23 protein-coding genes are annotated in these 26901 nt (G+C 71.8%); 16 read left to right on the plus strand and 7 right to left on the minus strand.

Features of this window, described 5'->3' with window-relative positions; all coding sequences use genetic code 11:
* Positions 1 to 4: 4 nt before the first annotated feature.
* On the minus strand, positions 5 to 1489 hold the full coding sequence (locus ACFWM2_RS39460; protein WP_383290987.1) for an FAD-dependent monooxygenase: 1485 nt from the start codon (positions 1487 to 1489) through the stop codon (positions 5 to 7).
* Positions 1490 to 1831: 342 nt separating this feature from the next.
* Between ACFWM2_RS39460 and ACFWM2_RS39465 the strand changes: the two genes are divergently transcribed.
* Positions 1832 to 2974: an acyl-CoA dehydrogenase family protein gene (locus ACFWM2_RS39465; RefSeq protein WP_383290990.1), complete on the plus strand. Its 1143-nt coding sequence runs from the start codon at positions 1832 to 1834 to the stop codon at positions 2972 to 2974.
* A 153-nt stretch (positions 2975 to 3127) separates the two neighbouring features.
* On the opposite strand, the gene ACFWM2_RS39470 is transcribed toward ACFWM2_RS39465, so the two are convergent.
* From ACFWM2_RS39470 to ACFWM2_RS39480, 3 genes are read right to left on the minus strand one after another with little or no spacing between them, the layout of a single operon-like run.
* The gene (locus ACFWM2_RS39470) at positions 3128 to 4771 is read right to left on the minus strand and encodes an NAD(P)/FAD-dependent oxidoreductase (protein ID WP_383290993.1); all 1644 of its coding nucleotides are present in this window, start codon (positions 4769 to 4771) and stop codon (positions 3128 to 3130) included.
* 3 nt (positions 4772 to 4774) lie between these two features.
* Positions 4775 to 6175, minus strand: a complete 1401-nt coding sequence (locus tag ACFWM2_RS39475; RefSeq protein ID WP_383290996.1) for a cation:proton antiporter — start codon at positions 6173 to 6175, stop codon at positions 4775 to 4777.
* Entirely contained in the window at positions 6172 to 6696 is a 525-nt protein-coding gene (locus tag ACFWM2_RS39480) for a flavin reductase family protein (protein WP_383290999.1), read from the minus strand. The genes ACFWM2_RS39475 and ACFWM2_RS39480 overlap by 4 nt, the downstream gene beginning before the upstream one ends.
* A 522-nt stretch (positions 6697 to 7218) precedes the next feature.
* Here ACFWM2_RS39480 and ACFWM2_RS39485 point away from each other — a divergent pair.
* The 15 genes from ACFWM2_RS39485 (at position 7219) to ACFWM2_RS39555 (ending at position 24125) form a co-directional block, all read left to right on the plus strand.
* Positions 7219 to 8430, plus strand: coding sequence for a cytochrome P450 (locus ACFWM2_RS39485; RefSeq protein WP_383291002.1), 1212 nt, complete (start codon positions 7219 to 7221; stop codon positions 8428 to 8430).
* Positions 8431 to 8449: 19 nt separating this feature from the next.
* The gene (locus tag ACFWM2_RS39490) at positions 8450 to 8653 is read left to right on the plus strand and encodes a ferredoxin (RefSeq protein ID WP_383291005.1); all 204 of its coding nucleotides are present in this window, start codon (positions 8450 to 8452) and stop codon (positions 8651 to 8653) included.
* A 189-nt stretch (positions 8654 to 8842) separates the two neighbouring features.
* Positions 8843 to 10720 (plus strand): BTAD domain-containing putative transcriptional regulator, encoded by a 1878-nt coding sequence (locus tag ACFWM2_RS39495; protein WP_383291008.1) that lies wholly within the window; start codon positions 8843 to 8845, stop codon positions 10718 to 10720.
* A 178-nt stretch (positions 10721 to 10898) separates the two neighbouring features.
* Positions 10899 to 12536, plus strand: a complete 1638-nt coding sequence (locus ACFWM2_RS39500) for an acyl-CoA carboxylase subunit beta (protein ID WP_383291011.1) — start codon at positions 10899 to 10901, stop codon at positions 12534 to 12536.
* Positions 12533 to 12772 (plus strand): acyl-CoA carboxylase subunit epsilon, encoded by a 240-nt coding sequence (locus ACFWM2_RS39505; RefSeq protein ID WP_383291014.1) that lies wholly within the window; start codon positions 12533 to 12535, stop codon positions 12770 to 12772. Before ACFWM2_RS39500 ends, ACFWM2_RS39505 begins: the two co-directional genes overlap by 4 nt.
* On the plus strand, positions 12769 to 13773 hold the full coding sequence (gene fabD, locus ACFWM2_RS39510) for an ACP S-malonyltransferase (RefSeq protein ID WP_383291017.1): 1005 nt from the start codon (positions 12769 to 12771) through the stop codon (positions 13771 to 13773). The genes ACFWM2_RS39505 and fabD overlap by 4 nt, the downstream gene beginning before the upstream one ends.
* Before the next feature lie 59 nt (positions 13774 to 13832).
* Positions 13833 to 14246: a phosphopantetheine-binding protein gene (locus tag ACFWM2_RS39515; RefSeq protein WP_355587330.1), complete on the plus strand. Its 414-nt coding sequence runs from the start codon at positions 13833 to 13835 to the stop codon at positions 14244 to 14246.
* Positions 14218 to 14712: a holo-ACP synthase gene (acpS, locus tag ACFWM2_RS39520; RefSeq protein WP_383291020.1), complete on the plus strand. Its 495-nt coding sequence runs from the start codon at positions 14218 to 14220 to the stop codon at positions 14710 to 14712. Before ACFWM2_RS39515 ends, acpS begins: the two co-directional genes overlap by 29 nt.
* Positions 14713 to 14754: 42 nt before the next feature.
* On the plus strand, positions 14755 to 16035 hold the full coding sequence (locus tag ACFWM2_RS39525; RefSeq protein ID WP_383291023.1) for a beta-ketoacyl-[acyl-carrier-protein] synthase family protein: 1281 nt from the start codon (positions 14755 to 14757) through the stop codon (positions 16033 to 16035).
* Positions 16036 to 16063: 28 nt separating this feature from the next.
* Complete coding sequence (locus tag ACFWM2_RS39530) at positions 16064 to 17365, plus strand: beta-ketoacyl-[acyl-carrier-protein] synthase family protein (protein ID WP_383291026.1); 1302 nt, start codon at positions 16064 to 16066, stop codon at positions 17363 to 17365.
* A 38-nt stretch (positions 17366 to 17403) separates the two neighbouring features.
* The gene (locus ACFWM2_RS39535) at positions 17404 to 19770 is read left to right on the plus strand and encodes a beta-ketoacyl synthase N-terminal-like domain-containing protein (protein ID WP_383291028.1); all 2367 of its coding nucleotides are present in this window, start codon (positions 17404 to 17406) and stop codon (positions 19768 to 19770) included.
* Positions 19767 to 20861 (plus strand): 3-oxoacyl-ACP synthase III family protein, encoded by a 1095-nt coding sequence (locus ACFWM2_RS39540; protein WP_383291031.1) that lies wholly within the window; start codon positions 19767 to 19769, stop codon positions 20859 to 20861. Before ACFWM2_RS39535 ends, ACFWM2_RS39540 begins: the two co-directional genes overlap by 4 nt.
* Before the next feature lie 91 nt (positions 20862 to 20952).
* The gene (locus tag ACFWM2_RS39545; RefSeq protein ID WP_383291086.1) at positions 20953 to 21948 is read left to right on the plus strand and encodes an aldo/keto reductase; all 996 of its coding nucleotides are present in this window, start codon (positions 20953 to 20955) and stop codon (positions 21946 to 21948) included.
* 45 nt (positions 21949 to 21993) lie between these two features.
* Positions 21994 to 23205: an FAD-dependent oxidoreductase gene (locus ACFWM2_RS39550; protein ID WP_383291034.1), complete on the plus strand. Its 1212-nt coding sequence runs from the start codon at positions 21994 to 21996 to the stop codon at positions 23203 to 23205.
* A 38-nt stretch (positions 23206 to 23243) separates the two neighbouring features.
* On the plus strand, positions 23244 to 24125 hold the full coding sequence (locus ACFWM2_RS39555; protein WP_383291037.1) for an ester cyclase: 882 nt from the start codon (positions 23244 to 23246) through the stop codon (positions 24123 to 24125).
* Between the two features lie 115 nt (positions 24126 to 24240).
* On the opposite strand, the gene ACFWM2_RS39560 is transcribed toward ACFWM2_RS39555, so the two are convergent.
* The 3 genes from ACFWM2_RS39560 to ACFWM2_RS39570 form a co-directional block, all read right to left on the minus strand.
* Entirely contained in the window at positions 24241 to 25158 is a 918-nt protein-coding gene (locus tag ACFWM2_RS39560; protein ID WP_383291040.1) for a glycosyltransferase, read from the minus strand.
* A gap of 23 nt (positions 25159 to 25181) precedes the next feature.
* Positions 25182 to 25994 carry a BTAD domain-containing putative transcriptional regulator gene (locus tag ACFWM2_RS39565; RefSeq protein WP_383291043.1) on the minus strand — a complete coding sequence of 271 codons (813 nt, stop codon included), beginning with the start codon at positions 25992 to 25994 and terminating at the stop codon, positions 25182 to 25184.
* Positions 25995 to 26213: 219 nt separating this feature from the next.
* Complete coding sequence (locus ACFWM2_RS39570; protein ID WP_383291046.1) at positions 26214 to 26855, minus strand: dTDP-4-dehydrorhamnose 3,5-epimerase family protein; 642 nt, start codon at positions 26853 to 26855, stop codon at positions 26214 to 26216.
* Positions 26856 to 26901: the final 46 nt, after the last annotated feature.

Genomic DNA, 26901 nt, shown 5'->3' on the forward strand with positions numbered 1-26901 from the left:
GCGGTTACTGACCGGCCGTCGCGAGACGCTTCGCCCCGAACCAGCGGGCCAGCGCGTCGGGCAGCGGCCCGCATCCGGGGGTCGCCCATGCGACGTGGCCGTCGGGGCGGAGCAACACGGCGGACGTCCCGGCGAGCGGGCACCCGTCGGGGAGGCGGTGCGGGGCCGCCGTGACGAGGTCGACCCGGTCGGCCCACGGCTGCGCGGTGCGGCGCAGCTGGGGATCGTCCGCCAGGTCCAGCAGTACTCCGCGGCCGGTCCGCAGCCCGGCGACGGTGGTCGTCGGTCCGTCCGGTCCCCGCAGCTCCCGCTTGGGGATGCGGGCGCCGAGCAGCGGGTGGGTGCCGGGGCCGACTTCGTAGCGGATGTCGAGACCGCTGATCATCGCGGCCAGATGGCGGCGGGCCTCGGGGAGCTCCATCAGGTCCGCGAGCACCTTGCGCAGCGGTTCGACCTCCGCTCCGCTCAGGTAGATCACGCCCTGGGCGAGCGTGTTGAGCAGGAGCCGGGCGCCGACGGGGTGGCGCTCGCGGTGATAGGAGTCGAGCAGATCCGGCTCGGCGGTGCCGCGCACGACGGCGGCAAGTTTCCAGCCGAGGTTCATGGCGTCCTGCACGCCGACGCTCAGTCCCTGCCCGCCCACCGGGAGATGGGTGTGGGCGGCGTCGCCGGCCAGCAGCACGGAACCCCTGCGGTACTCGGTGGCCTGGCGGGTCGCGTCGCCGAAGGAGCTGATCCACTGTGCGGTGCCGCTGCGGAGGTCCTCCCCCGTCAGTCGCTCCCAGGCGTCCGCCAACTCGGCGAACTCCGGCGGGCGGGTGCGCCGGCGCGGCGGGCGGCCGTGCTCGCACGCCACGATGCGGTCGACGCCGTCGCCGATCGGGACGGACATCACCATCCCGGACGGCACCCGCTCGCCGATCGGGCGCGGCCGCAGGGCGCGTCCGGCCACATCGGCGATGAACATCTCCCGGGTCGAGGGGGTCCCGGCGAACTCGAACCCGGCGGCGCCGCGCACGAAGCTGTGCCCGCCGTCGCAGCCGACCAGGTAGCGGCAGTGCAGCAGGCGCGGTCCGTCGGGGGTCTGGGCCTCGACCCGCACGCTGTCGCCGTCGTCGTGCAGGCCGACCACGGTCCAGCCGCGCCGGATGTCGACGCCGAGTTCCGCTGCCCACGCACCGAGCACCTGCTCGGTGCGGGCCTGCGGGACACTCCGCGCCCCGAAGTGGGCGTCCGCCAACACGCTGTAGTCGAGCGGGATTCCGCCGAAGTGCCCCGACGCGCTGATCCCCAGGTCGCCGAAGCGCGGCAGCAGGCCGCGCTGGTCGAACAGCTCCACCGCGCGGGCGGTGAAGCCCAGGCTCCGGGACTCGCCCGAGGGCTGTTCCAGCCGGTCCAGGACGAGCACCTCGACTCCGCCGAGGCGCAGTTCCGCGGCCAGCACGAGCCCCACGGGGCCCGCACCGACGATGATCACCGGAGCGTCCATGGCGCCTCCTTGGCAGGCGGGGATCGCGGCGGGCAGCCGCGGACAGGAAGGGTGGTGGTGCGGGCAGCGACGATGCTGCGGGGAATTACGGAAGGACAGCGCCATCAATTCGAGGAATTCGAATGAATCGGGCACACCGGTCCTGCTCCGAATGAGGGTGACACCGAGCCTGTCGGAATGTCAACTCCCCATTTACGTCCGGCAATTCTCTACCGTGCCTCCATTTCGCCTCCAGCGTGCCGCTACTGCCATCAGGCATCCTGAAGGGCCGAATTGCGGAATGCGTGCGCAACTCAATTCCTCACCCGCCGCTATTCGAAGACGTGAAGAGGGGTCCCCCGAGTGACCGTGTTGGTCGAAACGCCCCGAGCAGCTGCGGACAGGGAACCAGCGCTCGACTGCTCCGCCCTGCTCGACGTCCTGCGGGAGGCTTCCGTCCGCAGCGCGCGTACCGGGCGCTGCGACGAGACGGCGCTGCGGGCGGTGCGCGCCTCCGGGCTGCTGGGACTCGCGGTGCCGGTCGGCTACGGCGGCGCCGGCGCGAGCGCCGCGACCGTCAACGCCGTGCTGGAGGAGGTGGCCCGGGTCGATCCGTCGATGGCGGTCATCCTCTTCCAGCACTTCGCCGTGAGCGCCCGGATCGGTGCATGGGGCACCCCCGCTCAGCAGGCGCGGCTGCTGCCGCGCATGGCCGCCGGCTGGGTGCTGGCCGCCTCGGCCTGGAGCGAGAGCGACGCCGGGACGGCGAAGGAGCGGCTCGCCTGCACCGCGCGGGCCGGCTGGGACAGGTCCTGGACGCTGAACGGCGCGAGCTCCTTCACCGCCGGGGCCGGCATCGCCGACCTCTACCTGGTGCTCGTCCAGACCTCCGGGGCCGAGGACGGCAGCGCCCGCCACGGTTTCGGGGGGCAGACCTTCTTCCTGGTCCCCGCGGGCACCCCCGGGCTGACGCCCGAGCCCGGCCCGGCCGCGACCGGAATGCGCGGCTCGGCGACCGGCCGGGTCTCTGTGAGCGGCTGCCGGGTGGCGGACGGGGACCGGCTGGGCCCGGTCGGCGCGGCCGGCGAGATCATCGCCGGGGTCCGGGAGGCCGGGACGACCCTCGGGGCTGTCTCCGCCGGGATCGCCCGCGCTGTGCTGGACCTCGCCCTCGACCACTTCGGGCGCGCCGGGCTGCCCGCCGGGTCCCCGCGGGCAGCCCGTCTGGTGGAGCTGGCCACCTCGGTGGAGGCCGTCCGGGCCGTGGTGGCCGGCGCCGGCCGCCGGGGATCCGCCGAGCCGGGGATCACCGCCCTGCACAGCAAGCTGTACGCCTCCCAGGCCGCCGAGCAGATCGCCCTGGAGGCCTCCCGACTGCTGGGACCGGTCGACCATGTGAGCGATCACCGGCTCGCCACGCTGCTCGCCGACGCCCGTGCGGTCACGATGATGGGCCCCAGCAACCACCTGTGCCGGGAGCTGATTGCGGCGTCATTGCGGCGGTGACGCCCGCGCCGGTGTCCGCCGCCGATCCGGTGGTGCTTCGTCGGCTGTGTTCGTGGTGCTGGTCAGGAGCCCCGCTCGCAGATCCGGTGGCCGGTGGCAATCTGCCACCGGCCACCGGATCTTCCCGCTCGAGGGGTCGGCCGGCTCGGAGAATCAGCCGCCGAACAGCGGTTTGATGTGCTCGGGTGCCTCGGTCCTCGCCCACACCGCCGTCTTCTTCATCAGCTCGGCGGTCGCGTCGAAGCAGCGGTTGTCCGGGTCGCCGAGCGCGAACGGCGCGGGCAGCGACTCGGTGTCGCGTATCCGGGACAGGATCGCCTGCGCCGCCTGCGCCGGCGCGAGGGTGCCGGCCTCCACCGCTTCACAGGTCTGCCTGGTGAAGGTCAGCAGGGCGCTGATCTCCGTCCCGACCGGGGCCGGAAGGCCGGGTGTGTCGGTCTTCTCCAGGTCGCGCAGGACCTGCTCGTCGCCCGTCTCCACATAGGTGCGGTAGGCCCGCTCCAGCGTCATGGTGGGCATGATGCTCGTCGCCTTCCACACACGGGACACGGCATTCCAGAGGTCGTAGTCGCGAAAGCCCACGAAGGAGCTGTAGACCACGTCGTCGTGCACGTCGTACAGCCCCTGCTGGAGGCTGTCGATGTAGGCGAACCGCTCGGTGGACCAGTCCCCGTCGCGCGATGCCTCGATGAGCCGCCACGCCAGGGAGTTGACGACCTCGAAGGTGTTGGTGAGGCCGCGTGAGTAGAGCGCGTCGATGAACCCTGCCGCGTGCGCCGTCAGGCAGTACCGCTCGCCGACCGTGTCCGTCGCCGAGTACTGCAGCCGACCGGTGCCGACCCACGGCCGCACGGCCCTGGCGTTGGTGAACTGCTCGGCGATCTGCGGGTAGCGGAGCAGGAACTGCTCGAATTCCTCCTGCGGGGAAACACCGTCGGGCTGGGGGAAGGCCCGCTCGTCGAAGGTGAGTCCCACGCTGCACAGCGGGCTGAGAGCGCCCTCGTGGTTGTCGAAGGGGATGACCCACAGCCAGCCGCCGTCGAAGACGTGGTGCAACGTGCCGGCGTGCCAGGGGCTGGGATTCTTGTGCGCCGAGGCCGCCTCGGTGTCGTCGAACGGCGTGACACCCACCATGTGCGTGAAGAGCGTGCGGGAATGGTGGCGAGCCCGGGTCGGCTGGTCGCGCAGGCCGAACTTGTCGGCGACCGGGGAGCGGAAGCCGCTGCCGTCGACCAGGTACTCGGCGTGGAACTCCTCGCCGCGCTCGGAGCGGAGCACCACGCCGTCGGGGCCGGTCTCGATGTCCTGGATCCGGGTGTTCAGACGCGTCTCGGTGCCGTAGCTGACGGCGAGGTTGAAGAGGTAGGCGTCGGTGTCCTGGCGGAACAGGTGGCTCTCGGTGCGCTGCCACTCGGGAATCACCAGCTGGTTGATCTCCTCGGGGTTCTGCGGCTGCCCCTCACGGTGGTAGACGAAGCCGAAGTTCTGCTTGCGGCCGCTCATCGGGGAGATCTTGTCCTGGATGCCGCGGAAGGTCGCCAGCGCGGCGAGTTCCGGTACGTCGTAGCGCTCGGATATCAGCTTGGTCATCGTCGACGTGTACGGGATCGTGGACTCGCCCACCGCGAAGCGGGGATGCAGACCCGCGTCGATGAGCAGGACCTTCACGCCGTTTCGGGCAAGTACGGCCGCCAGTACGCCGCCGGCCATGCCCGCGCCGAGTATGGCCACGTCATAGCGGTCCGCGGGCTTGCCGCTCCGCAGCACTTCGTCGGACTTGTTCACGATGGTGGTCACCTTTCAGGAGTGCAGAACCGGGCCGCTGGGCTCGGGGACCGTGGAGGGGCCGGCGCCGTGGGCGGCGTCTCGTACGCCGTCCGCGGTGTCGTGGTTCGTGAGCATGCGCGTCTTGCGCAGCGCTTCCTCAGCCGTCAGTTCGACGCGCTTCATGGCGAACCGCAGCAGGGGCGGGGCCATCAGGGAGGTGAGGACGGCGACCAGCACGACGATGGAGTACATCTCCACGGTCAGCAGGCCGATCCGGACCCCGACCATCGCGATGATCACTTCGATCACCCCGCGGGCATTCATGCCGGCGCCCAGGGCGAGTGACTCCCAGCGCGTCATCCGGCTGGTGAGCCCTCCCAGGAAGGCACCGAGGAACTTTCCGAGGACCGCGAGCCCGAAGACCGCGAGGCCCCAGAGGACCATCTCCGGGTCGGACAGCGCGGTGAGATCCATCCGCAGGCCGGCGGTGGCGAAGAACAGCGGCGCCAGGACCGTCATGACCGTCGTGTTGAGCGGTGACAGTGCCCGGGTGTCGACGCCCTTCGCGGTCCCGATGACGATGCCGCACAGGAAGGCGCCGAAGACGGGCTCGAATGCGAGCGCGCCGGCGCCGGCCGCGGCGAGGAGTATCAGCACCACCGCAGTCACCGCCGAGAGTCCCGGGGCGGAGGCGCGGGCGGCCGTCCGCATCGCCATGCCCACCACGGCGCGGCCGATGGTGGCTGTGAAGACCAGGAGGAGCGCCATATGGGCCAGCGCGAGGGAGACGTCGCCGGTGTGCAGCCCGGTGGTGCCCATGGCGGCGATGAGCGAGACGAGGAGCCACCCCACGGCGTCGTCGACGGTGCCCGTGATCACGATCATCTGGCCGACATCACGGTGGATGAGCTGCATGTCCAGGAGCGTCCTGGCGATCACCGGTACGGAGCTGACGCACATCGCGACGCCGACGAAGAGCGCGAAGGCGGTGCCGTCGGCCCCCGGGGCGCGCAGCTTCGCGGGGAGCAGGAAGCCGAGCCAGATGCCGAGGGCCAGCGGCAGGATCAGGCCCGCCGCGCTGATGCGTGCCGCGCGTGCTCCCCTGCGGCGCAGCAGCTTCAGGTCCAGGTGCATGCCGGTGAACCCGAGCATCAGGATGATGCCGAACTGGCCGAGGGAGTCGAGCAGGTGCATCTGCGAAGGCTCCTGCGGAAACAGCCAGTTGCCCGCGCCGGGAACGGCGTGGGCCAGCAGTGACGGCCCGAGGGCCACCCCCGCGGTCAGCTCCCCCACGACAGGGGGCATGCCGCAGCGCACCGCGAGACGACCGAGCACCATCGCCAGCAGGAGCAGCATCGCCACCTGCAGGAACAAAGTGATCAGGGCATGGGACGGAATCGCCGCCACCACACCCGATGCCCGGCTCACGGTCATGTGACCGACCCCATTTTGCCGCGGAAAAAGACCAGCGCATTTCCTCTCGGACCGGACTGGTCGGCCTCGACCACCTCGCCGACGAACACGGTGTGGTCACCGCTCTCGAAAGAGTTGACGAGCCGGCAGGACAGAGAGGCCAGGGTGCCGTCGAGTACGGGCACGCCCGTCACCGAGGAGCGGTGAGGCACGCCGTCGAGTCCAGCGGTGTCCTTGCAGGCGAAGGTCCAGGCGAGCATTTCCTGTTGCGAGGAGAGGATATTGACTGCATAAGCTCGGTATTTCTGCACCACGGGGCGCAGGCGGGATTTGGCGTGCAAGCAGAACAGCACGAGCGGTGGTTCGAGCGACACCGACGTAAAAGAGTTGACTGTGGTGCCGGCCGCTTCCTCTCCGCGTCCACTGGTAATGACGGCAACGCCGGTCACGAAGTTTCCGCAGACAGATCGCAGTTCGTCCGGTGCGACCGGTGCGACCTCGTTCAGACCTTGCGTGCCTGAAGGCAAAGGAATCGGAGCCATATACACCCCCTGGTCGGAGTCGGTGAATCGGACCTCACTGATCTCGGCGCCAAATGGGCAGCGTTGGGTCCGGTCGGCCATCGGAGAGCCGGCGGCGCATTACTCATCGCAGCACTCGGCAATCCGGAAGAACCGCGCACGCTTCTCGGCTGCCGGTCGACCGGAGTGACGCCCGCTCGTCCTGCCAGCGAGCACTATCCGCGCAGCCGCTCGATTCAGCCTCGATCCAACGTGCAATGGCCGGGCTGTGGCGGGTGGCACGCGACACCTGCCCCTGGTCCATCGAGAATCCGGTGCCCCTCCATCGGTGCCCGGTTGCCTGGACAGCTCGGCGCATCACACCTCACCCAGACGATGTGGATGTCCCCCGATGAACTGGTGCGCCCTCCACCTCTCTTGCGCGGCGCGGGCGATCTCCGACCTTGCCCGGCACCGCGGGCACTGATGGGGCTGCCGGCCGGTATCGCCGTCCCTCCCGGCCGGCTCACCACGAAGAACCCCCACCACACCAGAGGAGGCCCGGTGACCCGTCCGACCACTTTCCCTCAGGACCGCTCCTGCCCCTACGAACCGCCCGCCGGCTACCAGTCCCTGCGGCGGGAGGGCCCGCTGTCCCGCGTCACGCTCTACGACGGCAGCACCGCGTGGGCGGTGACCGGCCACGCCGAGGCCCGGCAACTGCTCGGCGACCCACGGCTGTCGGCCGACCGGCGAAAGCCCGGCTTCCCCATGACGAGCCATGTGCTGACGGCGCTGCGCTACTTGCCCCCCTTGCTGTTCAACGCGGACGAGCCGGAGCACGGCCGGCAGCGCCGGATGCTGATCCCCGGATTCGGCGTCCCGCGCATCAAGGCGCTACGGCCCCGGATCCAGCAGAACGTCGATCAGCTGCTGGACGCGATGGTCGAGCAGGGCCCGCCCGCCGAACTGGTCTCGGCGTTCGCCCTGCCCGTGCCGTCGATGGCGATCAGCCTGCTGCTCGGGGTGCCCTACGAGGACCACACGTCCTTCGAGGAGCTGTCGCGGCTGGTCATGCGGGGGTCCGGGCCGGAAGAGTCCGCAGCCGCACGGGCCAAGATGCTGGCGTACCTGGAGGGGCTGCTCCTCGACAAGGAGCAGCACCAGCGTCACCAGCCCGAACCCGGCCCGCATTTCGGGCTGCTGGACGAACTCGTGCGGGACCGGCTGCTCACCGACCAGACGGATCGCGAGGAGATAGCCAGGCTCGCGCTCAACCTGCTGGTGGCCGGGCACGAGACCACCACCAACATGATCTCGCTCGGGACGCTGCTGCTGCTGAAGCGTCCGGACCAGCTGGCCGCACTGCGCGCCGATCCGGGCCTGCTCCCGCAGACGGTCGATGAACTGCTGCGCCATCTGTCGGTCGTGGACGAGCTGTTGCGGGTGGCCACCGAGGACATCCCCTGTGGCGCGCAGGTGATCCGGGCGGGCGAAGGCGTGGTCTTCAACACCTCGATGATCAACCGGGACGAGGGCCACTTCCCGGAGCCGGACGCGCTGCGCCTGGACCGCAGCGGGCGCCACCACGTGGCGTTCGGATTCGGGGTGCACCAGTGCCTGGGGCAGAACCTGGCGCGGCTGGAACTCGAAGTGGCGCTCGGAACCCTGTTCCGGCGGCTGCCGCAGCTGCGGTCGGCCGTCGATGAGGACGCGTTGCCGATCAAGCCGGGGGACACCATCCAGGGCCTGATCGAGTTCCCGGTCACCTGGTGACGGAGGAGAGACGAGGGAAATGGCGAGGATCGAGGTCGATCGCGGGGCGTGCATCGGCGCGGGGCTCTGCGCCTGGAACGCACCCGAGGTGTTCGAGCAGGACGAGGAGGGGCTGAGCCGGGTCCGGGCCGGCGCCGGATCCGGGCAGGGGCCGGCGGAGGACGCCCTCGATGAGGCCCTGTCGGCCTGCCCGGCCCAGGCGATCCGCCTCGCAGAGGACTGAGGGCCTGTTACTGAACTCCCGCCCGAAGCCCGGCACGCAGCATCCGTCACCCGCCCGCGGAGTCGTTCGCGAGGCGGGTGACGCGCGTTGCCGCACCGGCCCGGGCCGGTGCGGCAGAGCGGAAATCAAGGGGCGCTGCACCGGCCAGGGTTAGTTTTCCGGCCACTGAAGGGATACGGGTGATCTTCGATGGAGCTCCGGATACTGGGACCGATAGAACTCTGGACGGGCAGCGCACTGGCCGATCTCGGCCCCGCACGGCAACGCAGCATCCTCGGCGCCCTGCTGGTCGATCCGGAACGTCCAGTACCGCTGGAGTCCCTCGTCGACCGGGTGTGGGGAGACCGGCCGCCCGCGGGGGTCCGCAATGTCGTCCACACCTACGTCACCCGGCTGCGCCGGGCGCTCGCCCGCGCCTCGGCCGGGCTGCCCGAGCCGATCGGCCTGATCCGGACCCCGGCCGGGTATCGGGTTTCGGCCGATCCCGGCACCGTGGACCTGGTGAGGTTTCGCCGGCTGCTCAAAGGCGCCCAGCAGGAGGGCCTGGGCAACCAGGAACGCAGCGCGCTGCTCCAGCAGGCGCTGCACATGTGGCGGGGCGACGCGCTGGGCGGCATGCAGAGCGACTGGGCGGCCCGGCTCCGGGAGACGCTGCGGCAGCTGCACCACGAGGCGCTCAGCCAGTGGGCGGACACCGAGATCCGCCTCGAGCGCCCCGGCACCGTCCTCGCGGAGCTGCGCGCGGCGCTGCTGACCGACCCGCTCTCCGAGCAGCTGTGCGAGCGTCTGATGCTCGCGCTCTACCTGGAGGGCCGCAGTGTCGACGCCCTCGAGCACTACCATTCGATACGCCGGCTGATCGCCAAGGACCTCGGCACGGACCCGTCGCGGCGGCTGCAGCGGCTGTACGAGACGATCCTGCGCGGCGGGGCGGCCGACCCCGCGCCGTCGCCCGAGCGCGGCGACGGCGACCCGCACGGCGCCGGCCCGTTCCCGGCCCCCGCCGCTGCCCGGCCCGCCCTGTACGTCCCGCAGATGCTCCCGCTCGACCTCCCCGACTTCACGGGGCGCGAGCGTGAACTCGACGTGCTCCAGCGGACCTTGACCCAGCCCACCGATGCGCAGCCGTCCGCGGTCGTGCTGGTCGGCGGCGGTGGTGTCGGCAAGACCGCGCTGGCCGTGCGCCTGGGGCACCGGCTGCAGTCCGCCTTCCCCGACGGGCAGTTGTACGCGGCGCTGCGCGGCAGCAGTAGCCGGCCGGCGGACCCGCACGCGGTGCTGGGGCGGCTGCTGCGGGCGCTGGGTACGGACCCCGACCGGCTTCCGGCCGATCCCGATGAGCGTGCCGAGGTGTACCGGCTGGCGCTGGCCGGGCGTCAGCTGCTGCTGACCCTCGACGATGCGGTCGACGACGAGCAGGTGCAGCCGCTGCTGTCGGGCAGCGCGGACACCGCGGTGCTCATCACCAGCAGGGGCCGGCTCAGCGCGCCGCTCGGCGCCCGCGTCATGCATCTGCCGGAGCTGCCGCACGGTCACGCCGTGCGGCTGCTGGCGCGGCTGCTGGGCCAGGAACGGGTCACCCGGGAGCCGGCCGCGGCGGCCGCGATCGCGCGGTACTGCGGCGGGCTGCCGCTTGCCCTGCGTGCCGCGGCCGTACGGCTCAACACGCGCCCCCACTGGTCGCTGAGCCGCTACGCGGAGCGGCTCAGCATCGAGGGCCGGCGGCTGGACGAGCTGGCGCACAGCTCGCTGAGCGTGCGGGCCAGCTTCACGGCCTCGTACAACGCGCTGCCCGAGGACGCCCGCGAGGCGCTGCGCTGCCTGGGCCATCTGCCGGTGCCCGAGTTCGACGCCCATCTGGCCTGCCCGGTGCTCGGCAAGGACTTCGCCACCGTCGAGGACGCCTGCGAGCAGCTGGTGGAGGCCCACTTCCTGAGCGTCGCCGAACCCGCGGGGGCCGACCTTCCCACCCGCTACCGCCTCGACGGCCTGCAACGCAGCTTCGCCCAGGAACTCAGCTCCGGTCGGGCAGGTGCCCTGGACGAGGCCGTCCCTGTGTCCCTCTAGGGCCGCGGACTCCCTCCCCGCGCCCGGGGGCGGTGGAGGGAGTTTGGAATCAGGACCTGGCGGCCCACCTGGGAATACACCCGCGGTCAAGACGCACTCCAGTCCAGCGCCCATCCGGGTGGCAGAGAGTCGTTGCGAAGCCACTCACGCGACAGGGCAGGAAGGAGTGGGACCGCAAATGACGCCTCCGGACACTCCCCAGGCCGTGCTGCCGGACCTCGACAGGACCGACACGCAACTCCGGCCCCCGACACCGACGCACGCCCCCACGATGGCCGAACTGGCCGACGAACTCAGCACCCGCAGGGCGCAGGCCCACTTCGGGCACGACCCGGATGCCGACGCCCGCCACCTCTCCAAGGGCAAGCTGCTGGCCCGCCAGCGCATCGAGGAACTGCTCGATCCGGGCACGTTCACCGAGCTGGGGCTGTTCGCCGAGCACCGGGCGGTGGGCTTCGGCATGGAGGACTCGCACCCCGAGGGCGATGGCGTGATCACGGGCTGGGGCGAGATCGACGGCCGTACGGTCTTCGTCTTCGCCCATGACGCCCGGGTGCGCGGCGGCGCGCTGGGCGCGACGTTCGCCGCGAAGATCCACCAGCTGCTCGACTTCGCCGACTCCGTCGGCGCCCCGGTCATCGGTCTCAACGACGGCGGCGGCGCCCGCATCCAGGAGGGCATCGACGCGCTGGCCGGCTTCGGCAAGCTCTTCGCCCGCAACGTCCGCGCCTCGGGCGTGGTGCCGCAGATCAGTGTCGTGCTCGGCTCCTGCGCCGGCGGCGCGGTCTACTCGCCGGCACTGACCGACTTCACGTTCATGGTCGAGGGCATGGCCAACATGTTCATCACCGGGCCCGACGTGGTGCAGGCGGTGACCGGCGAGAAGGTCACGCACGAGGAGCTCGGCGGCGCGCGCACCCACGGCACCCGCACCGGCGTGGCGAGCTTCGTGGCCCCGGACGAGGAGTCCTGCTTCGAGGGCGTCCGGGAACTGCTCTCCTACCTGCCGTCGAACAACGCCGAGACGGCGCCGTACACCAGGCCCCAGGACGATCCGGACCGGCGCTGCGAGGACCTGCTGCGACTGGTGCCGGTCGACGACCGGACGCCGTACGACATCAGGACGGTCATCGGCCACATCGTCGACGACGGCGACTACCTGGAGGTCCAGGAGGGCTGGGCGTCGAACATCGTGTGCGCCATGGCCCGTCTCGACGGCCACACGGTGGGCATCGTGGGCAACCAGCCGGCCGTCATGGCGGGGGTGCTGGACATCGACTCCTCGGAGAAGGCCGCACGGTTCGTGCGCACCTGCGACGCGTTCAACATCCCGCTGGTGACGCTGGTCGACGTGCCGGGGTTCATGCCCGGCACCGACCAGGAGCACAACGCGATCATCAGGCGCGGCGCGAAGCTCCTGTACGCGTACTGCGAGGCGACCGTGCCGCGTGTGCAGGTCATCCTGCGCAAGGCGTTCGGCGGCGCGTACATCGTCATGGACTCCAAGTCGATCGGTTCCGACCTGTCGTTCGCCTGGCCGTCCAACCAGACGGCCGTGATGGGCGCCGACGGCGCAGCCAACATCATCTTCCGCCGGCAGATCAAGGCGGCGGCGGAGCCGGAGAAGGTGCGCAAGGAGCTGGTCGCCGAATACACCGAGCAGCTGATGAACCCCTTCGTCGCCGCGCAGCGCGGTCATGTCGACGACGTAATCGACCCGGCGGACACCCGGCGGGTGCTGATCAAGTCGCTGGACATGCTGCGCACCAAGCGGTCCCGGCAGCCCCTGCGCAAGCACGGCAACGAGCCGCTGTGAGCACGCCGGAGACCATCCCGCTGACGGTGCTGCGGGGCAACCCCACACCGGAGGAACTGGCCGGGCTGCTGGTCGTGCTCACCGCCCTGCGCGGCGCCCGCGGCGAGCCGGATCCGCCGGCCACCGAGCGCCGCTGGGGCCGGCCGGCCGGCTGGCACCATCCGCCGGCCGGCGCACCGTCCGCGGCCGGCTGGCAGCGCACCCCCGCACCGACCCACGAAAGGACTACCCGATGACCGGTTGGACCGGCCCCGGCGGCGACGGTACGACGACCGGCTGCCTGGCCATGTTCCCCGGACAGGGCTCGCAGCGGCCCGGCATGGCCAAGCACCTGCTCGACGCCCACCCCTCGGCCCGGCAGCTGTTCGCCCGGGCCGACGAGATCCTGGGCCTGCCCCTGTCGCAGATCTGCGCGAGCGGCACCGCGGCAGAGCTCGCCCGCACCGAGATCACCCAGCCCGCGATCGCCACCACCAGTCTCGCCGTATGGGAGTTGCTGCGGTCCGCCGGCTACCGTCCGGCGGTGACCGCGGGGCACAGCCTGGGCGAGTACCCGGCGCTGGTGGCCGCCGGGGTGCTGTCCCTGGAGTCGGCCCTGAGGCTGGTGCGGCTGCGCGGCCAGCTGATGGGCGAGGTCGCCCGCGAGGTCCCCGGCGCGATGGCGGCCGTGCTGGGCCTGCCCGCGCAGAAGGTGCTGGCCGCCTGCGGCAGCACCGAGGGCCTGGGCCTCGGCCTGGTCCAGGTCGCGAACTACAACGAGCCGCTGCAGACGGTCATTTCGGGGCACGCGTACGCCGTCGAGGTGGCCGGCAAGGCGGCGCTGGCCGCCGGAGCCGACCAGGTTGTGCCGCTGGCCGTGGGGGCGCCCTTCCACTGCTCGCTGATGGCGTCGGTGGAGGAGGAGTTCACCGAGGCGCTCGCCGCCCACCCGTTCGCCGACCCCGTGCTGCCGGTGATCAGTTCGGTCACCGGCACCTACGTCGGCTCGGGCGAAGAGGCCCGGGAACTGCTGCGGCGTCAGCTCACCGGCCCCGTCCGCTGGGTCGAGGTGCTGCGCACGGCCGCCCGGCACCCGGTGGGCGCGTACACCGAGATCGGCCCCGGCCGGGTGCTCAGCGGGCTCGCCCGCCGCACCCTCGGCGAGGCCCGCACCCGCTCCACCGGAGACCCGCGTCGGCTCACGGCGCTGCACGCCGAACTGGCACCGCAGAAGTGGCAGGAGCCGGTGGCGTCCTGACTCCGCACGAACCGCCCGGTTCGGCCAGCTCCAGCAAATCTACGAAGGGTAAAGGACACATGTCGTACGACGGTAAAGACTTCGGCACCATCGTCCAGGAGGCGGTCGCCGACGCGCTCGGCATCGACGCCGAGGAAGCCGTGCCCGACGCCACGCTGCTGGGCGATCTGGACGCCGAATCCATCGACCTGCTCGACGTCCTGTTCCGCATCGAGAAGGCGGCGGACGTGAAGATCAAGGTCTCGGACATCGCCGAGCTGCTCCAGGGCGGGATACCCGACGAGGAGTTCGCCGACGAGGACGACATCATCAACGAGGTCGGACTGGCCCAGCTGAAGAAGTCGCTGCCGCAGATCGACGTGCAGGAACTGGCCGGCAAGCTCACGGCGGACGAGGTGCTGTCCCTGTTCACCGTGCAGAACCTGACGGATCTGGTGGCTGAGCGTGCCGCCCTCGCCGCAGCCGCTGCGTGAGCGGGGTGCGGGAGGGTCGCCGGACGGCGCCGCCCCGCCGCCGCTCTGGGTGCGCACCGGCATGGACCTGGCGGAGGTCTCCCGGATCGAGGAGCTGATGACCTCGCAACCGGAGCTTCAGGAGCGGGTGTTCACCGCTCGCGAGCTGGCCTACTGCTACCGGTACAGGCGGGCCGGTGAGCACCTCGCCGGCCGCTGGGCCGCCAAGGAAGCCGTGCTGAAGAGCCTGGGGACCGGTATGGCCCCGCGCATGGCGTGGACGGACATCGAGGTCGTCAACGACCGCGCCGGCCGTCCCCACGTACGGCTGTACGGCGAGGTCGAGGTGGTCGCCCGGTCCCTCGGCATGGACTACATCGACCTCACCTTGAGCCACACCAGAGATCTCGCCGTCGCACACGCCGTCATGGTGTGCCGGCCCACGGCGCCGCACGACGCACCAGCCCCCACCACGCACACGGAATAAGGAGAAGAACGGCATGAGGCCTGACGAGACAAGGGCGCCCCGATGAGCCGCAGGGTGGTCGTCACCGGCGTGGGCGCCGTCACGCCGGTGGGCAACGACGCGCCGAGCACGTGGCAGGCACTGGTCGAAGGCCGCAGCGGAGTGGGCCGGTTGACCACGATCGACACCACCGGCTTCGACGTGACGATCGCCGGCGAGGTCAAGGACTACCGGCTCAAGGACTCCGTGCCCGGCTCGGTCGGCCTGCGTCATCTGCTGCGGCCGGGCACCTTCGGTGTGGGCGCGGCCTGGGAGGCGCTGCGCGACGCCGGGGTGGACAAGGCCACGTACGACGGCGCGGACATGGGCGTGGCCATGGGCGCGTGTGTGGACCGGCCGGACCTGCAGTGGCTGGTGGACGTCGGGGCGCTGCGCGACAGGACCGGCCGGGACGACGCCTTCTCCACCTACGCGCCCTCGGACTCCCTGGCCTACAGCCAGAACATCGCCTCCGCGGCGATGGCCCGGATGCTGGACGCGACCGGCCCGATGATGGGCGTGTCCACCGCCTGCTCGGCCTCCGGGCACGCCGTCGGGGAGGCCTTTCGCAGCCTGCAGGAGGGCGACGCCACGCTCATGCTCGCGGGCGGTTACGACTCGTTGACGACCTGGCTCGACGTGCTGTGCTTCGGCCTGCTGGGTGCGCTGACGAAGGAGTACAACGACGATCCGCAGCGGGCGAGCCGTCCCTTCGACGACAAGCGCTCCGGGTTCGTCCTCGGGGAGGGCGGCGTCGTCCTCGTCCTGGAGGAGCTGGAGGCGGCCCGGGCCCGCGGGGCGCACATCCTCGCCGAGGTCCTGGGCTACGGCACCAGCCTGAACGCCTGGCGGATGACCGACTCGCCGCCGGACGGCAGCGGCGCCATCGAGTCCATCGAGGCGTCGATCGCGGACGCCGGCCTCGAACCGGGCGACATCGACTACGTCGTGGCGCACGGCACCAGCACCCCGGGCAACGACCTGTCGGAGACCACGGCGATCAAGAAGGTGTTCGGCGACGCCGCCGAGCGGCTGCTGATCAGCTCGCCGAAGTCGATGACCGGTCATCTCACCGCGGCGTCCGCGGCGCTGAGCCTGCTCACCGCGATCGGGGCGATCAACCACGGGGTGGTGCCACCGACCCTCAACCAGGAGACGCCCGATCGTCGACTCGGCCTCGACTTCGTCCCGAACTCGGCACGCAAGCATGAGGTACGGCACGCCCTCGTCAACGCGTTCGCCTTCGGCGGCACCAACGTCGGACTGGTCGTGGGGCGTTACGAGCAGGACAGGGCGAAGCGATGACCATCCGACAGCGACACGGAGGAGCGCGATGAGCGGCAGCGGACGTCAGGTCGTCGTCAGCGGCATCGGCCTGCTGACCGCGCTGGGCGAAGGCCCCGAGGCCAACTGGAAGGCGCTGGTGGCCGGCGAGAGCGGGATCGGCCCGATTAGGGCGTACGACCCTCAGCCGCTGCAGACCCGGCTCGGCGGCGAGATCGCCGAGTTCGACGCCACCCGGTTCGCCACCCGGCGCCAGCTGCGCACCGTCAATCGCGGCGACCGCCTCGCGCTGGCCGCTGCCCGGCTCGCGCTCGACGACGCGGGCCTGCCCCACAAGCAGGACGGTGGCGACGAGCTCGGCCACCGGGCGGGCCTGTACCTCGGCGGCAACAAGTCGCTGGGGCGCATGGAGCAGCTGATCGAGGAACTGAAGGTGATCCGCCGCCCGGACGGCACGGCCGACCAGGCGCATCTCGCCCGGCACGGCGACGCCATCATGCCGCCGCTGTTCTTCGTCGAGGGACTGCCGGCCGGCGCGGTGTTCAACATCTCGCAGACGTACGGCATCAGAGGCTCCAGCACCTTCTTCGCGGGCTACGCGGACGCCGGCGCGACGGCGATCGGCCGGGCCATGCGCGCGGTGCGCCGCGGGGACGCGGACGTGGCGATCGCCGGCGGCTACGACGACGCCACCAGCTGGTGGTCGATGACGCTGCTGGACCGGCTCGGCATCCTGACCACCCGCAACGACCGCGGGCAGGAGGCGTACCGGCCCTACGACCGGGACCGCAGCGGCGGGCTCCCCGGTGAGGGCGCGGCCCTGCTGGTGCTGGAGGAGAAGCAGGCGGCGCTGCGGCGCGGTGCTCGTATCTACGCCGAGCTGAGCGGCTACGGCGCCGGCCACGACGCCCGTACGCCGCCGGCGGTGGACCCCGAAGGCCGCGGTCTGGCCCGGGCGGTGCGGCGCTCGCTGGAGGACGCCCGGCTGGCCCCCGGCGATCTCGGATACATCGCCTCGGACGGCTCCGGGACCCGGCTGGGGGACGCGAGCGAGGCCATCGCCCTGCGGACCGCGCTGGGATCGGCGGCCACGTCGGTGGCGGTCAGCACGCCCAAGCCGCAGACCGGCCACCTCGTCGGCGGCAGCGGTGCCCTGAACGCCGCCGTGGCCGCGCTGGCGCTGCACCACGGGGTCGTGCCCGCGACCCTCAACCTCGATCGCCCCGACCCGGTGTGCGCCCTGGACCACGTCCGCGGCGGTGCCCGGGAGACCCGGCCCTCCCATGCGATGGCGCTGGCCCGGGGCATCGAGGGACAGGCCGTGGCCCTGACCTTGTCCAGGCCGGTGTGAGCGGCTGAGCAGCCCAGTCCACAGAAGGAAGCAGACGCATGACTGACGTTCCTGACCAGGCCGTCGGCGTGGTGATCGCCGCAGTGGGTGCGATCACCCCGCTCGGCGGTTCGGCCGAGGCCCTGTGGGAGGGGGTGCGCGCCGGGCGGGTGGCGATCTCGCCTGTGCGCCGCCTGCCCATGGACCACTACCAGACCGGCTTGGGCGGCGAGGTCACCGAACCCTGCTCGCCCGCGTACGACTACGCCCCGGACTGCGACGCCCGTGACCGGTCGATCGATTTCGCGCTGGCCGCCGCCGAGGAGGCCATGGCCGGCTCGGGCCTGCGGGTCGGCACGGACATCCCGGCCGAGCGCTGGGGGGTCGCGTACGGCACGTGCCACGCCGGCTGGCGCAGCGCCGAACTCGCCCTGCGCGAGGTGCAGGAGGGCGGCGCACCGGACTGGCGCCGCTATACGTTCGTGCCGCCGCAGGCCGGCGCGGAGGCGCTGTCGGCGGCCTTCGGCCTCAAGGGTCCGGTGCTCAGTGCCAACACGGCCTGCGCCGCCAGCGCCCATGCGCTGGCGCACGCGCTGGAGGTGATCCGGGCGGGTGCGGCCGACGCGATGCTCGTGGGCGGAAGTGACGCCTTCACCGAGTCGGCGTTCGCCGGGTTCAGCAGTCTGTGGTCGCTTTCTCCGCGGCCCGCGGCCCCCTATTCCAGGGACCGGTCGGGTCTGACCCTGGGCGAGGGCGGCGGGATGCTCCTGCTGCTGTCGCGGGAGGCGGCCGAGCGCACCGGTGCCCCGGTCGTCGCCGACGTGCTCGGCTACGGCCTGTCCGCCGACGGCTACCACCCGACGGCGCCGCACCCCGAGGGCGAGGGCGCGGCCCGGGCGATCCGCTCGGCGCTGGCCTCCTCGGGCCTGTCGCCCGACGACATCCGGTACATCAACGGGCACGGCACCGGCACGCAGAAGAACGACTCGGCGGAGAGCAACGCCGTGCGTGCCGTGCTGGGCGACGCCGCCGAGAAGGTCTCGCTGTCCAGCACCAAGTCGATGATCGGCCATCTGCTCGGCGCGGCCGGCGCGGTGGAGGGCATCGTCACGGTGCTGGCCCTGCGCGACCAGGTGGCGCCGCCCACCGCGTCCTTCACCCAGGAGGACCCGCAGTGCGGTCTCGACCCGGTGGCGGGGACGGGCCGTCCGATGGTGCTGGACACCGCGCTGTCCAACAACTTCGGGTTCGCCGGCGCCAACGCCGCCGTCGCCTTCGCCCGCCCCGGCGGCCGCGGTGCGCCGGCTCCGGCCGTCGGCCCGGATGACGTCGTGGTGACCGGCTTCGGGGTGCTCACCTCGGCCGGTGAGGGGGCCGAGGCGCTGTGGGACGCGTACGCGGCAGGGCGTCGGCAGGGTGCGCCGGAGGACGGACTGCGGGTGGCGCGGGTCGAGTTCGACCGCTCGGGCGTCGGCACCCCCCGGGAGCGCCGGCGCATGGACAAGGCCTCCCAGCTCGCCGTCGCCTCGTGCCGGGCCGCGCTGGGCGCGGCGGGCGCGGACGGCGACGCGGACGCCGTCGCCGCGACCGGCGTGGTGCTCGGCACCGCGATCGGGCCGATGGAGAGCAGCGAACGGTTCACCGTTCCGGTGCTGTCCGAGGGTGCGCAGGAAGCGAACCCGGCCGTGTTCACCAACACCGTGTACAACGGCGCGGCCGGTCATGTCGCCATGGCGCTGGGGACCAGGGGGCCGACGTCGACGGTGACGTCGGGGCACGCGGCAGGTGCCGCCGCGCTGGGTGTCGCGTACGACATGCTGCGTGCCGGGCGCGTGGAGCGCCTGCTGGTGCCGGCGGTGGAGGCGTTCTCCGCGGCCACGCTGGCCGCGTACCGCAGCATCCCGCTGTTCGGTTCGGCGGCCGGGCGCCGGTACACGCTCGCCGAGGCCGGCATCGCTCTGGTGCTGGAGCGGCGGGCAAGTGCCGAGCGGCGCGGCGCGACGATCCACGCCGTGGTCCTCGGGCACGCGACCGCGTCGGACGCGTGTGGCATCGGCCGCTGGGACGCGTCCGGTGACGGTGTGGAGCGGGCGATGCGCCAGGCCCTGGGCAACGCCGGGCTCGGCCCGGAGCAGGTGTCGGCGGTCTGGGCGAGCGCGGCGGGTCTGGCCGCCGCCGACCGCCCCGAACAGGCCGCTGTGGAGCGGGTGTTCGGCGCGGGCCGGGTGCGGGTCGAGGCTCCGAAGCGGGTGCTCGGCGAGCCGGTCGGCGCGGGCGCCCACCTGTCGGCGGTGCTGGCCGTCGGCGCCTGGCGCGAGGGCCAGGACCGCCGCCCGGTGCTGGTGAACAGCTCTTCCCTCGGCGGCACTCACACGTCGCTGGTCCTGTCCCCCGTCCCCCTGCCTGCAACGGAGTCCGTCCGATGACCATCGCGTACGACGTGAAGATCCTCTCCACCGGCGCCCATGTGCCGGGCGAGCCGCTGGACAACGCCATGCTGGAGAAGTTCGTCGGGCCGCTGCCGGACGACATCCTCGAAGGCATCCAGGTCAAGACCCGGTACTGGATGATCGACCCGGCCACGGGCGAGCACCGGATCAACAACAGCCGGATGGCTGAGCGTGCCTCCCGGCAGGCCCTGGAGCGGGCCGGTGTGGAGCCCGAGGAGCTCGACCTGATCGTGGTGTGCACGGCGACGCCGGAGTACACCCTGCCAGGCGTGGCCACCACCCTGCAGCACTATCTGGGTCTGGAGAGCGTTGCCGCGATCGAGATCCGCGGGGCCTGTGCGGGCTGGGTGCAGGCGCTGGACCTGGCCCGGCGGCAGTTGGCCGACGGGACGGCGCGCACCGCGCTCGTGGTGGGCAGCGAGGCCGGATCGCCGGTGCTGGCGCCGCACTTCTTGGGCAAGGACCCGGAGCGCGTGCGGATGCGGGACCGGCTGACGCTGTACACGTTCGGCGACGGTGCGGGCGCCGTGGTGATGCGCGCCGAGCCCGCAGGCGAGTCGGCGGACGAGTTCGCCTTCGTCAACGCGTGCGTGGGCGGTCTGCGCAAGCCCGGTATGCAGATCATCGGGGGCGGTACGGACGCACCGCAGGCGGAGCAGCTGCGCCGGCGCCAGCTGATCCAGATGAAGGTCGATGTGCCCGGCACCACCACGTTCGGGCCGCAGGTGTTCGTCCGCGCGATCCAGGAGATGGCGCGCAAGGAGGGCCGGGCGCTCGGGGAGTTCGACGCGATCGTGCTGCCGGAGGGCAACGCCGACTATTTCGCCGACGAGTTCCAGTCCGCCGGGCTGTCCGCCGAGGACATCCGGGCGCTCGACGGGCGGATCGTGGAGAACCTGGCCGATGTGGGGGCAACCGGTTCGGCCGCGGTGCCGCTGTCGCTGGACGCGGGCTGGACCTCGGGACGCATCAAGCCCGGTGACCGGATCGTGCTGCTCGGCATCGAGGCCAGCCGGTACGTCTACACGGGCCTGTCGCTGACCTGGCGGGCACCGCTCCCGGCCTGACCGGCCGCCCTCCCCCACCCCCTCAAGTCATTCCCGTTCCTTTCCCACCGCCTCTGTCATGAGGCGCACTCGCAGGAGGCATCACGTGGCAATCAAGCACCGCAAGTTGGGTACGCCCGGACTGGACGTCCCGGCCCAGGGCCTTGGCTGCATGGGCATGACGTTCGGCTACGGCGATGCGGACGCGACCGAGGCACGGGCCACCCTCGACCGGGCGCTGGAGCTCGGCGTCACGTTGCTGGACACCGCCGACATGTACGGCCCGTACACCAACGAGGAGTTGATCGGCCGTGCCGTCGCCGGGCGCCGCGACGAGGTGGTGCTCGCTTCCAAGGTGGGCAACGAGATCGGCTCCGACGGACAGCTGACGTGGCGGATCAACGGCCGCCCCGAGTACATCCGCCGGTCGATCGAGGGCACTTTGCGCCGCCTGGGCACCGACCATCTCGACCTCTACTACCTGCACCGGGTCGACCCCGACGTCCCCGTGGAGGAGAGCTTCGGCGCGCTGGCCGAACTCGTCCAGGCCGGGCTCGTGCGGCACCTGGGGATCTCCGAGGCGGGGCCGGCGACCATCCGGCGCGCTCACGCGGTGCATCCGCTGACCGCCGTACAGACCGAGTACTCGCTGTTCACCCGGGACGTCGAGGTCAACGGCGTGCTGGACACCGTGCGCGAGCTGGGCATCGGTTTCGTGGCCTACAGCCCGCTCGGCCGCGGGTTCCTGACCGGCACGATCCGTGACACCTCCGACATTCCCGAGGGCATCGACTTTAGGCGCATCGCTCCGCGTTTCAAGGACGAGAACATCCGCCAGAACCTGTCCGTCGTCGACCGGCTCAGCGATCTGGCCGCCGCGGCCGACACCAGCGTCACCCGGCTCGCGCTCGCCTGGGTGCTCTCCCGCGGCGAGGACGTCGTCGCCATTCCCGGCACCAAGCGGCGCGCCTACCTCGAGGAGAACGTCTCCGCGGCCGGCCTCGAGCTGTCCGCCGACGTCCTGGCGGCGATCGACGCCATCGCCCCGTACGGCGTCACCGCCGGCAACCGCTATCCGGACGCGGAAATGGCCTCGTTGAGCCGCTGAACCCCGCCCCCACGTCATCCGTTTGCCACCCCTCGGGAGAAAGACATGTCCGCGCAGACGCCTCGCCCCCTACGCCGCGTTCTCATCGCCGGCGGCGGGATCGGCGGTATCGCCACCGCCCTGGCCCTGCAGCAGCAGGGCATCGACTCCGTCGTCTTCGAGCGCGCACCCCAGCTGCGCGACGGCGGCGCCGGACTGCACATCTGGACCAACGGCATGCTCGCCCTGGCCCACCTGGGGGTCGCCGACCAGGTCGCAGCGATCGCCCCCGCTCAGGCCGAGTGCCGCTTCGCGACCTCGACCGGCCGGCCCATCGGGGTATGGCCGGTGGGCGAGTTCGTCGAGCGCTACGGGCAGCCCACGGTCGCCATCGGCCGCTCCGACCTGCACGGCATCCTGCGTGACGCCGTGAGCGCGCCCGTCGTCACCGGCGCCGAGGTCACCGGGTACACCGAGCATGCCGACGGGGTGAGCCTCCACTTCGCCGACGGGACCTGCGAGGAGGGTGACCTGCTGATCGGCGCCGACGGCATCCGCTCCGCCGTGCGCGCCCAGCTGCTCGGCCCCCAGCCTCCCGACTACACCGGCTACATCGCCTGGCGCGGCCACGCCGAGATGAGTCCCGAAGAGTTGCCGCCCGGCACCTTCCGGGCCCTGTTCGGTCCGGGCACCCGCTTCACGTACTACGACATCGCGCCCGGCGTCGTGCACTGGATGAGCGTCGCCGACGGCCCCGCCGACGGCCGTGACGACGGCACGCCCGAGCAGACCCTGGACATGCTGCGCGCCCGGCACGCCGGCTGGGCCGACCCGGTGGTGCGGCAGATCCTCGACGCCACCGTGCCGGCGAGCATCCTGCGCGGCGACGTTTTGGACCGCAAGCCCGACGCCGTCTGGGGACGCGGCCGGGTCACCCTGCTCGGCGACGCCGCGCACGCCATGAGCTTCAACATCGGGCAGGGCGCCTGCCAGGCCATCGAGGACGGCCTCGTGCTGGCCGGGCACCTCACCTCGCCCGGTGCCACCGTCGAGCAGGCCCTGCGCGCCTACGAGGCCGAGCGGCAAAAGCGCACCCGTCCCATGCAGTTGCTGGCGCACCGCATCGGCGTGCTCGGCTCGCTGCAGAACCCGGCCGCCGTCTGGCTGCGCGACCGAGTGATGGGGCTCACCTGGAACAAGACGTTCCAGTCCACGGAACGCGACCACGTCGCCTACGGCACGCGGTGGAACTCCGACGCCGCCACCACCGCGGCCTGAGCACGTCCGTACCCGCCCATGATGAGAGGACTGCTGTTGTGACCACTGCGGCCACCACCAACCTGGCGCGAACACTGTGGGAAAGCGCCGAGGAACGAAACAAGGCGACCATCCGGCGCGTCTTCGCCGAGTTCGTCAACCAGGGCGACGCCTCGATCGTGGACGAGCTGTACCGACCGGACATCGTCGACCACGCGGGCCTGCCCGGCGCGCCCGAGGGCGCCGAGGGCGTGAAGTACACCATCGCCTCACTGCGCGAGGCGTTCCCCGACTTCCACGTCACCATCGAGGACATCAGCGCACACGACGACACGGTCGTCATCCACAACACCTGGCGCGGCACCCACCGGGGCGAACTGCTCGGCATCGCGCCCACCGGCCGTTCGTTCCTCTCCGTCGGCATCGTCATCTGGCGGTTCGACGAGGAGGGCAGGATCGCCGAGCGGTGGGAGCACAACGTGGCCTCCAACATGTTCGCCGCGCTCGGCCTGCGGATGCTGGCGCCGCGCAAGGGCCGCCGGCGCACCGCGGACGGCACCCGGTCCGTGACCCGGACCGTGCCGCTTCGGCCCGGCAAGCCTCGGGCCTGGGAACAGCTCACCGCCGAGCTGCAGGGACCGCGCCGACGCGAGTACGAGGCGTCCCGGCGGCGGCTGGGCATCACCAGCGAGGTGCTGCGCATCGACCCGCGACCCGACCAGGACCACGTGATCGTGCACTTCGAGACCGCGGACCCGGAGCGGACCAGGAAGCGCTGGGCGGAGTCGAAGAACCCCTTCGACCAGTGGCTGCGCGAGCAGATCCTCGACATCCACGACGAAGACCCCTGGGCCGGCCCGGCCACCTCCTGCGAGTCGGCCGGTCTCGACTGGACAGCGCCACCGTCACTGACCCCGGCCCGCCCCGACGGGGCCGGCTGACCTTGCGCACGCTCTGCGACCGGCATTCCAGCCGCCCTCCAGATCAGGGCAGCAGACTGGAACCTCCCCCTGACGACGGGCCCGCGCCGTACATTCCCCCGGCGGCGCGGGTCCGTCAGTTCCCCTGTTGTCGCGCCAACGCCTCGACACGGTGGACGAGTTCGGCGGGCTGCGGCATGCGGGCGATGCTCCGGCCCAGTTCCGCGGCCGCGGGCAGCAGCCGGCCGCCGTTGAGCAGCTCGGCAAGGCGAAAGCGCAGCCGCAGCATGCTGGAGGCGGCGCCCGCCAGGTCGTCGTCGCTCAGGCACAGGCCGATGCCTGCCTGCTCCAGGCGCTTGCCCGCCCGCCGTTCCTCCTCCCCCGCCGGCAGCACCAGTTGGGAGACGCCGTAGCGGGCGGCCGCGTACACGCTGGCTTCGTCCCCGCCGTGCACGATGGCGGCGCTGCCCCGCAGCACCACGCTCCAGGGCTGGGCGTCGCCCGTCAGCACGACGAGCTGCAGGCCGAGGCTTTCGGCGCCCTCGGCGACACGGCGGAAGAGTCGCGCGCGGCGCCGGTCCTCGGGCCGGGTGCCGGTCGGCACCCCGGTGATGCAGACGCGCGGGAGCAGTGACAGCTCGGTGAGTTGAGGCGTCGGCTGTGGGGGCAGTTCGTAGGCGTCGCAGCGCACTTGCCAGGCACTGGGCTCCGGCCGTTGCCGCAGCGGCGGGGGGCAGGGGTCGATCCAGACGGTCGGCCGCGGTGACAACGGCGGGTGGGCGTACGGAAGATAGCCGATGGTGGGCACCCCCGACTCGGCCGCCGTGGCAGTCGAGTCCGGGCAGAGCGGATCGTGGACCACCAGGTCGGGCCGCCAGGCCCGGCTGAACTGTTGCGGAGCGGCCAGCACCGGGACGAGCCCGGCCCGGACCACGCGATGGCGGGCCCGGGCCGGAGCGGAGAAACGAACCTCGTGCCCGGCCGCCTGCAGTTCCCTCGCGAGCAGCACCAGGCGCAGCACCGCCGACATGCCGAGGCCTGCCGAGAAGAGCACACGCACAGTTCCTCCATGGGCCGTTACCTGACGAAGCGGTCGAGCACCCGCCCGTGCTCGGCATCGACGTCCAGCGCCGGGTCGCTGCCGAGCACGGCGCGCTGCAGGTGCTGCAGACGCTGCGAGGGCTCGATACCCAGCTCCTCCACGAGGTGGGTGCGCAGGTTCTGAAAGACATCGAGCGCCGCGGAGGGCCGCCCCGCCCGGTAGAAGGCCACCATGGACTGGGCGTGCAGCCCCTCGTGCAGCGGGTGCCTGGCGGCGAGCGCGGTGAGCTCGGTGAGCAGTTCGCCGTGCCGGCCGAGCCGCAGCTCGACGTCGATGCGCCGTTCCAGCACCCCCAGCCGGCTCTCCTCCAGCCGCATCGCCTCGATCTCGAGCAGCGGACCGGTGCGTACGTCGACCAGAGCCGGGCCCCGCCACAGGCCGAGGGCCTCCCGGAAGAGCTCCGCGGCCTGCTGGTGCTCACCGCGGACGAAGGCGCGCTGGCCCAGGGAGGACAACCGGTCGTGCTCGTGGGCGTCGATGCTGCCCGGCTCGGTGTGCAGGAGATATCCCCCGTGCCGGGTCAGCAGCACCCCCTTGGAGCCGCCGGGCTCTCCGTCCAGTGCCTTGTCCATGCAGCGGCGCAGCTGAAGGATGTAGGTCTGCAGCGTGGTGAGCGCGCTGCGCGGCGGGGCATCGCCCCAGATCTCCTCCATCAGCGTGGAAACCGGCAGAACCTGATTCGCGTAGATGCCGAGCAGTGCCAGGATCTGGCGCGGCTTCGCCGCTGTGGGCAGGATCGGAACGCCTTTCAGCTCGGCATCCAAGGACCCTAGAACAGAGATACGCATGCTGCCCCCTTATGTCTCTGCTATCGAACCTTGAACTTCCCACGAGGCCGCCTCGTGCTGACAGTGCGTTGCTCCCGCTCCTCCGGGTGTCTTCTTCCTGCTCAGGGCATGACCGATTCACGGGCCGGAGCCGAGCCGGACATGACTGAGGCCCCGCCCGCCTTTACGGCGCACGGGGCCTGTGGTCCGGCGGAAGGGGAGGAGCCGACCCGCGGTGGTTCAGTCGCCGGTGAGCGCGGGGTGGTTGTAGGGGGCGAGGCGCTCGTACGGTGCGAGGCAGTCCTCGTACGCCGGCAGGAGCCCTTTCGCCAGTGCCTCCGCCGCGGTGGGCGCGGCCAGGTCCTCGTCGGACATCACCGGTGCCTGGGTGAGCCCCCATGGCAGGGCCAGAGCGGGATCGAGCGCACTGACGGTGTAGCCGGCGCCGGGCGTGGCCGGCCGGGAGCTGTGACAGGCGATCACCGTGTCGTCCTCGAGCGCGAGCCAGGCGTGGCCGAGGCCCTCGGAGACGAACACTGCGGACACGTTGCGGTGGTCCAGCCAGACCTTCTCGTGCAGGCCGTAGTCCGGGGAGCCGACACGCAGGTCCACCACGACGTGGACGGCGGAGCCCCTCACGCAGTCGAACAGCCGGGCGCGGCCGCCCTCGCCGGACGTGCCGTAGATGCCACGCAGGACCAGGCGTCGCGCGGCCGACAGGTCGCTGTAGCGGATCGCGAAGGGCCGTCCGATCGCGTCCTCGACGTCGTCCTGGCGGAACGTCTCGTAGCGGACCACGACGTCGTCCCCAACGGCCCGGGGCGAAAGCAGGAACGCGCCCGGCAGGGCGAGTTCGCTGATTTCCAGCCTGCTGGGTTCCATGTCCACGACGGTAGCCACCGCCCCTCAAGACCGGCTGGAGCAGCGC

This window comes from Streptomyces sp. NPDC058371, assembly GCF_042723265.1.
Lineage (GTDB): Bacteria > Actinomycetota > Actinomycetes > Streptomycetales > Streptomycetaceae > Streptomyces.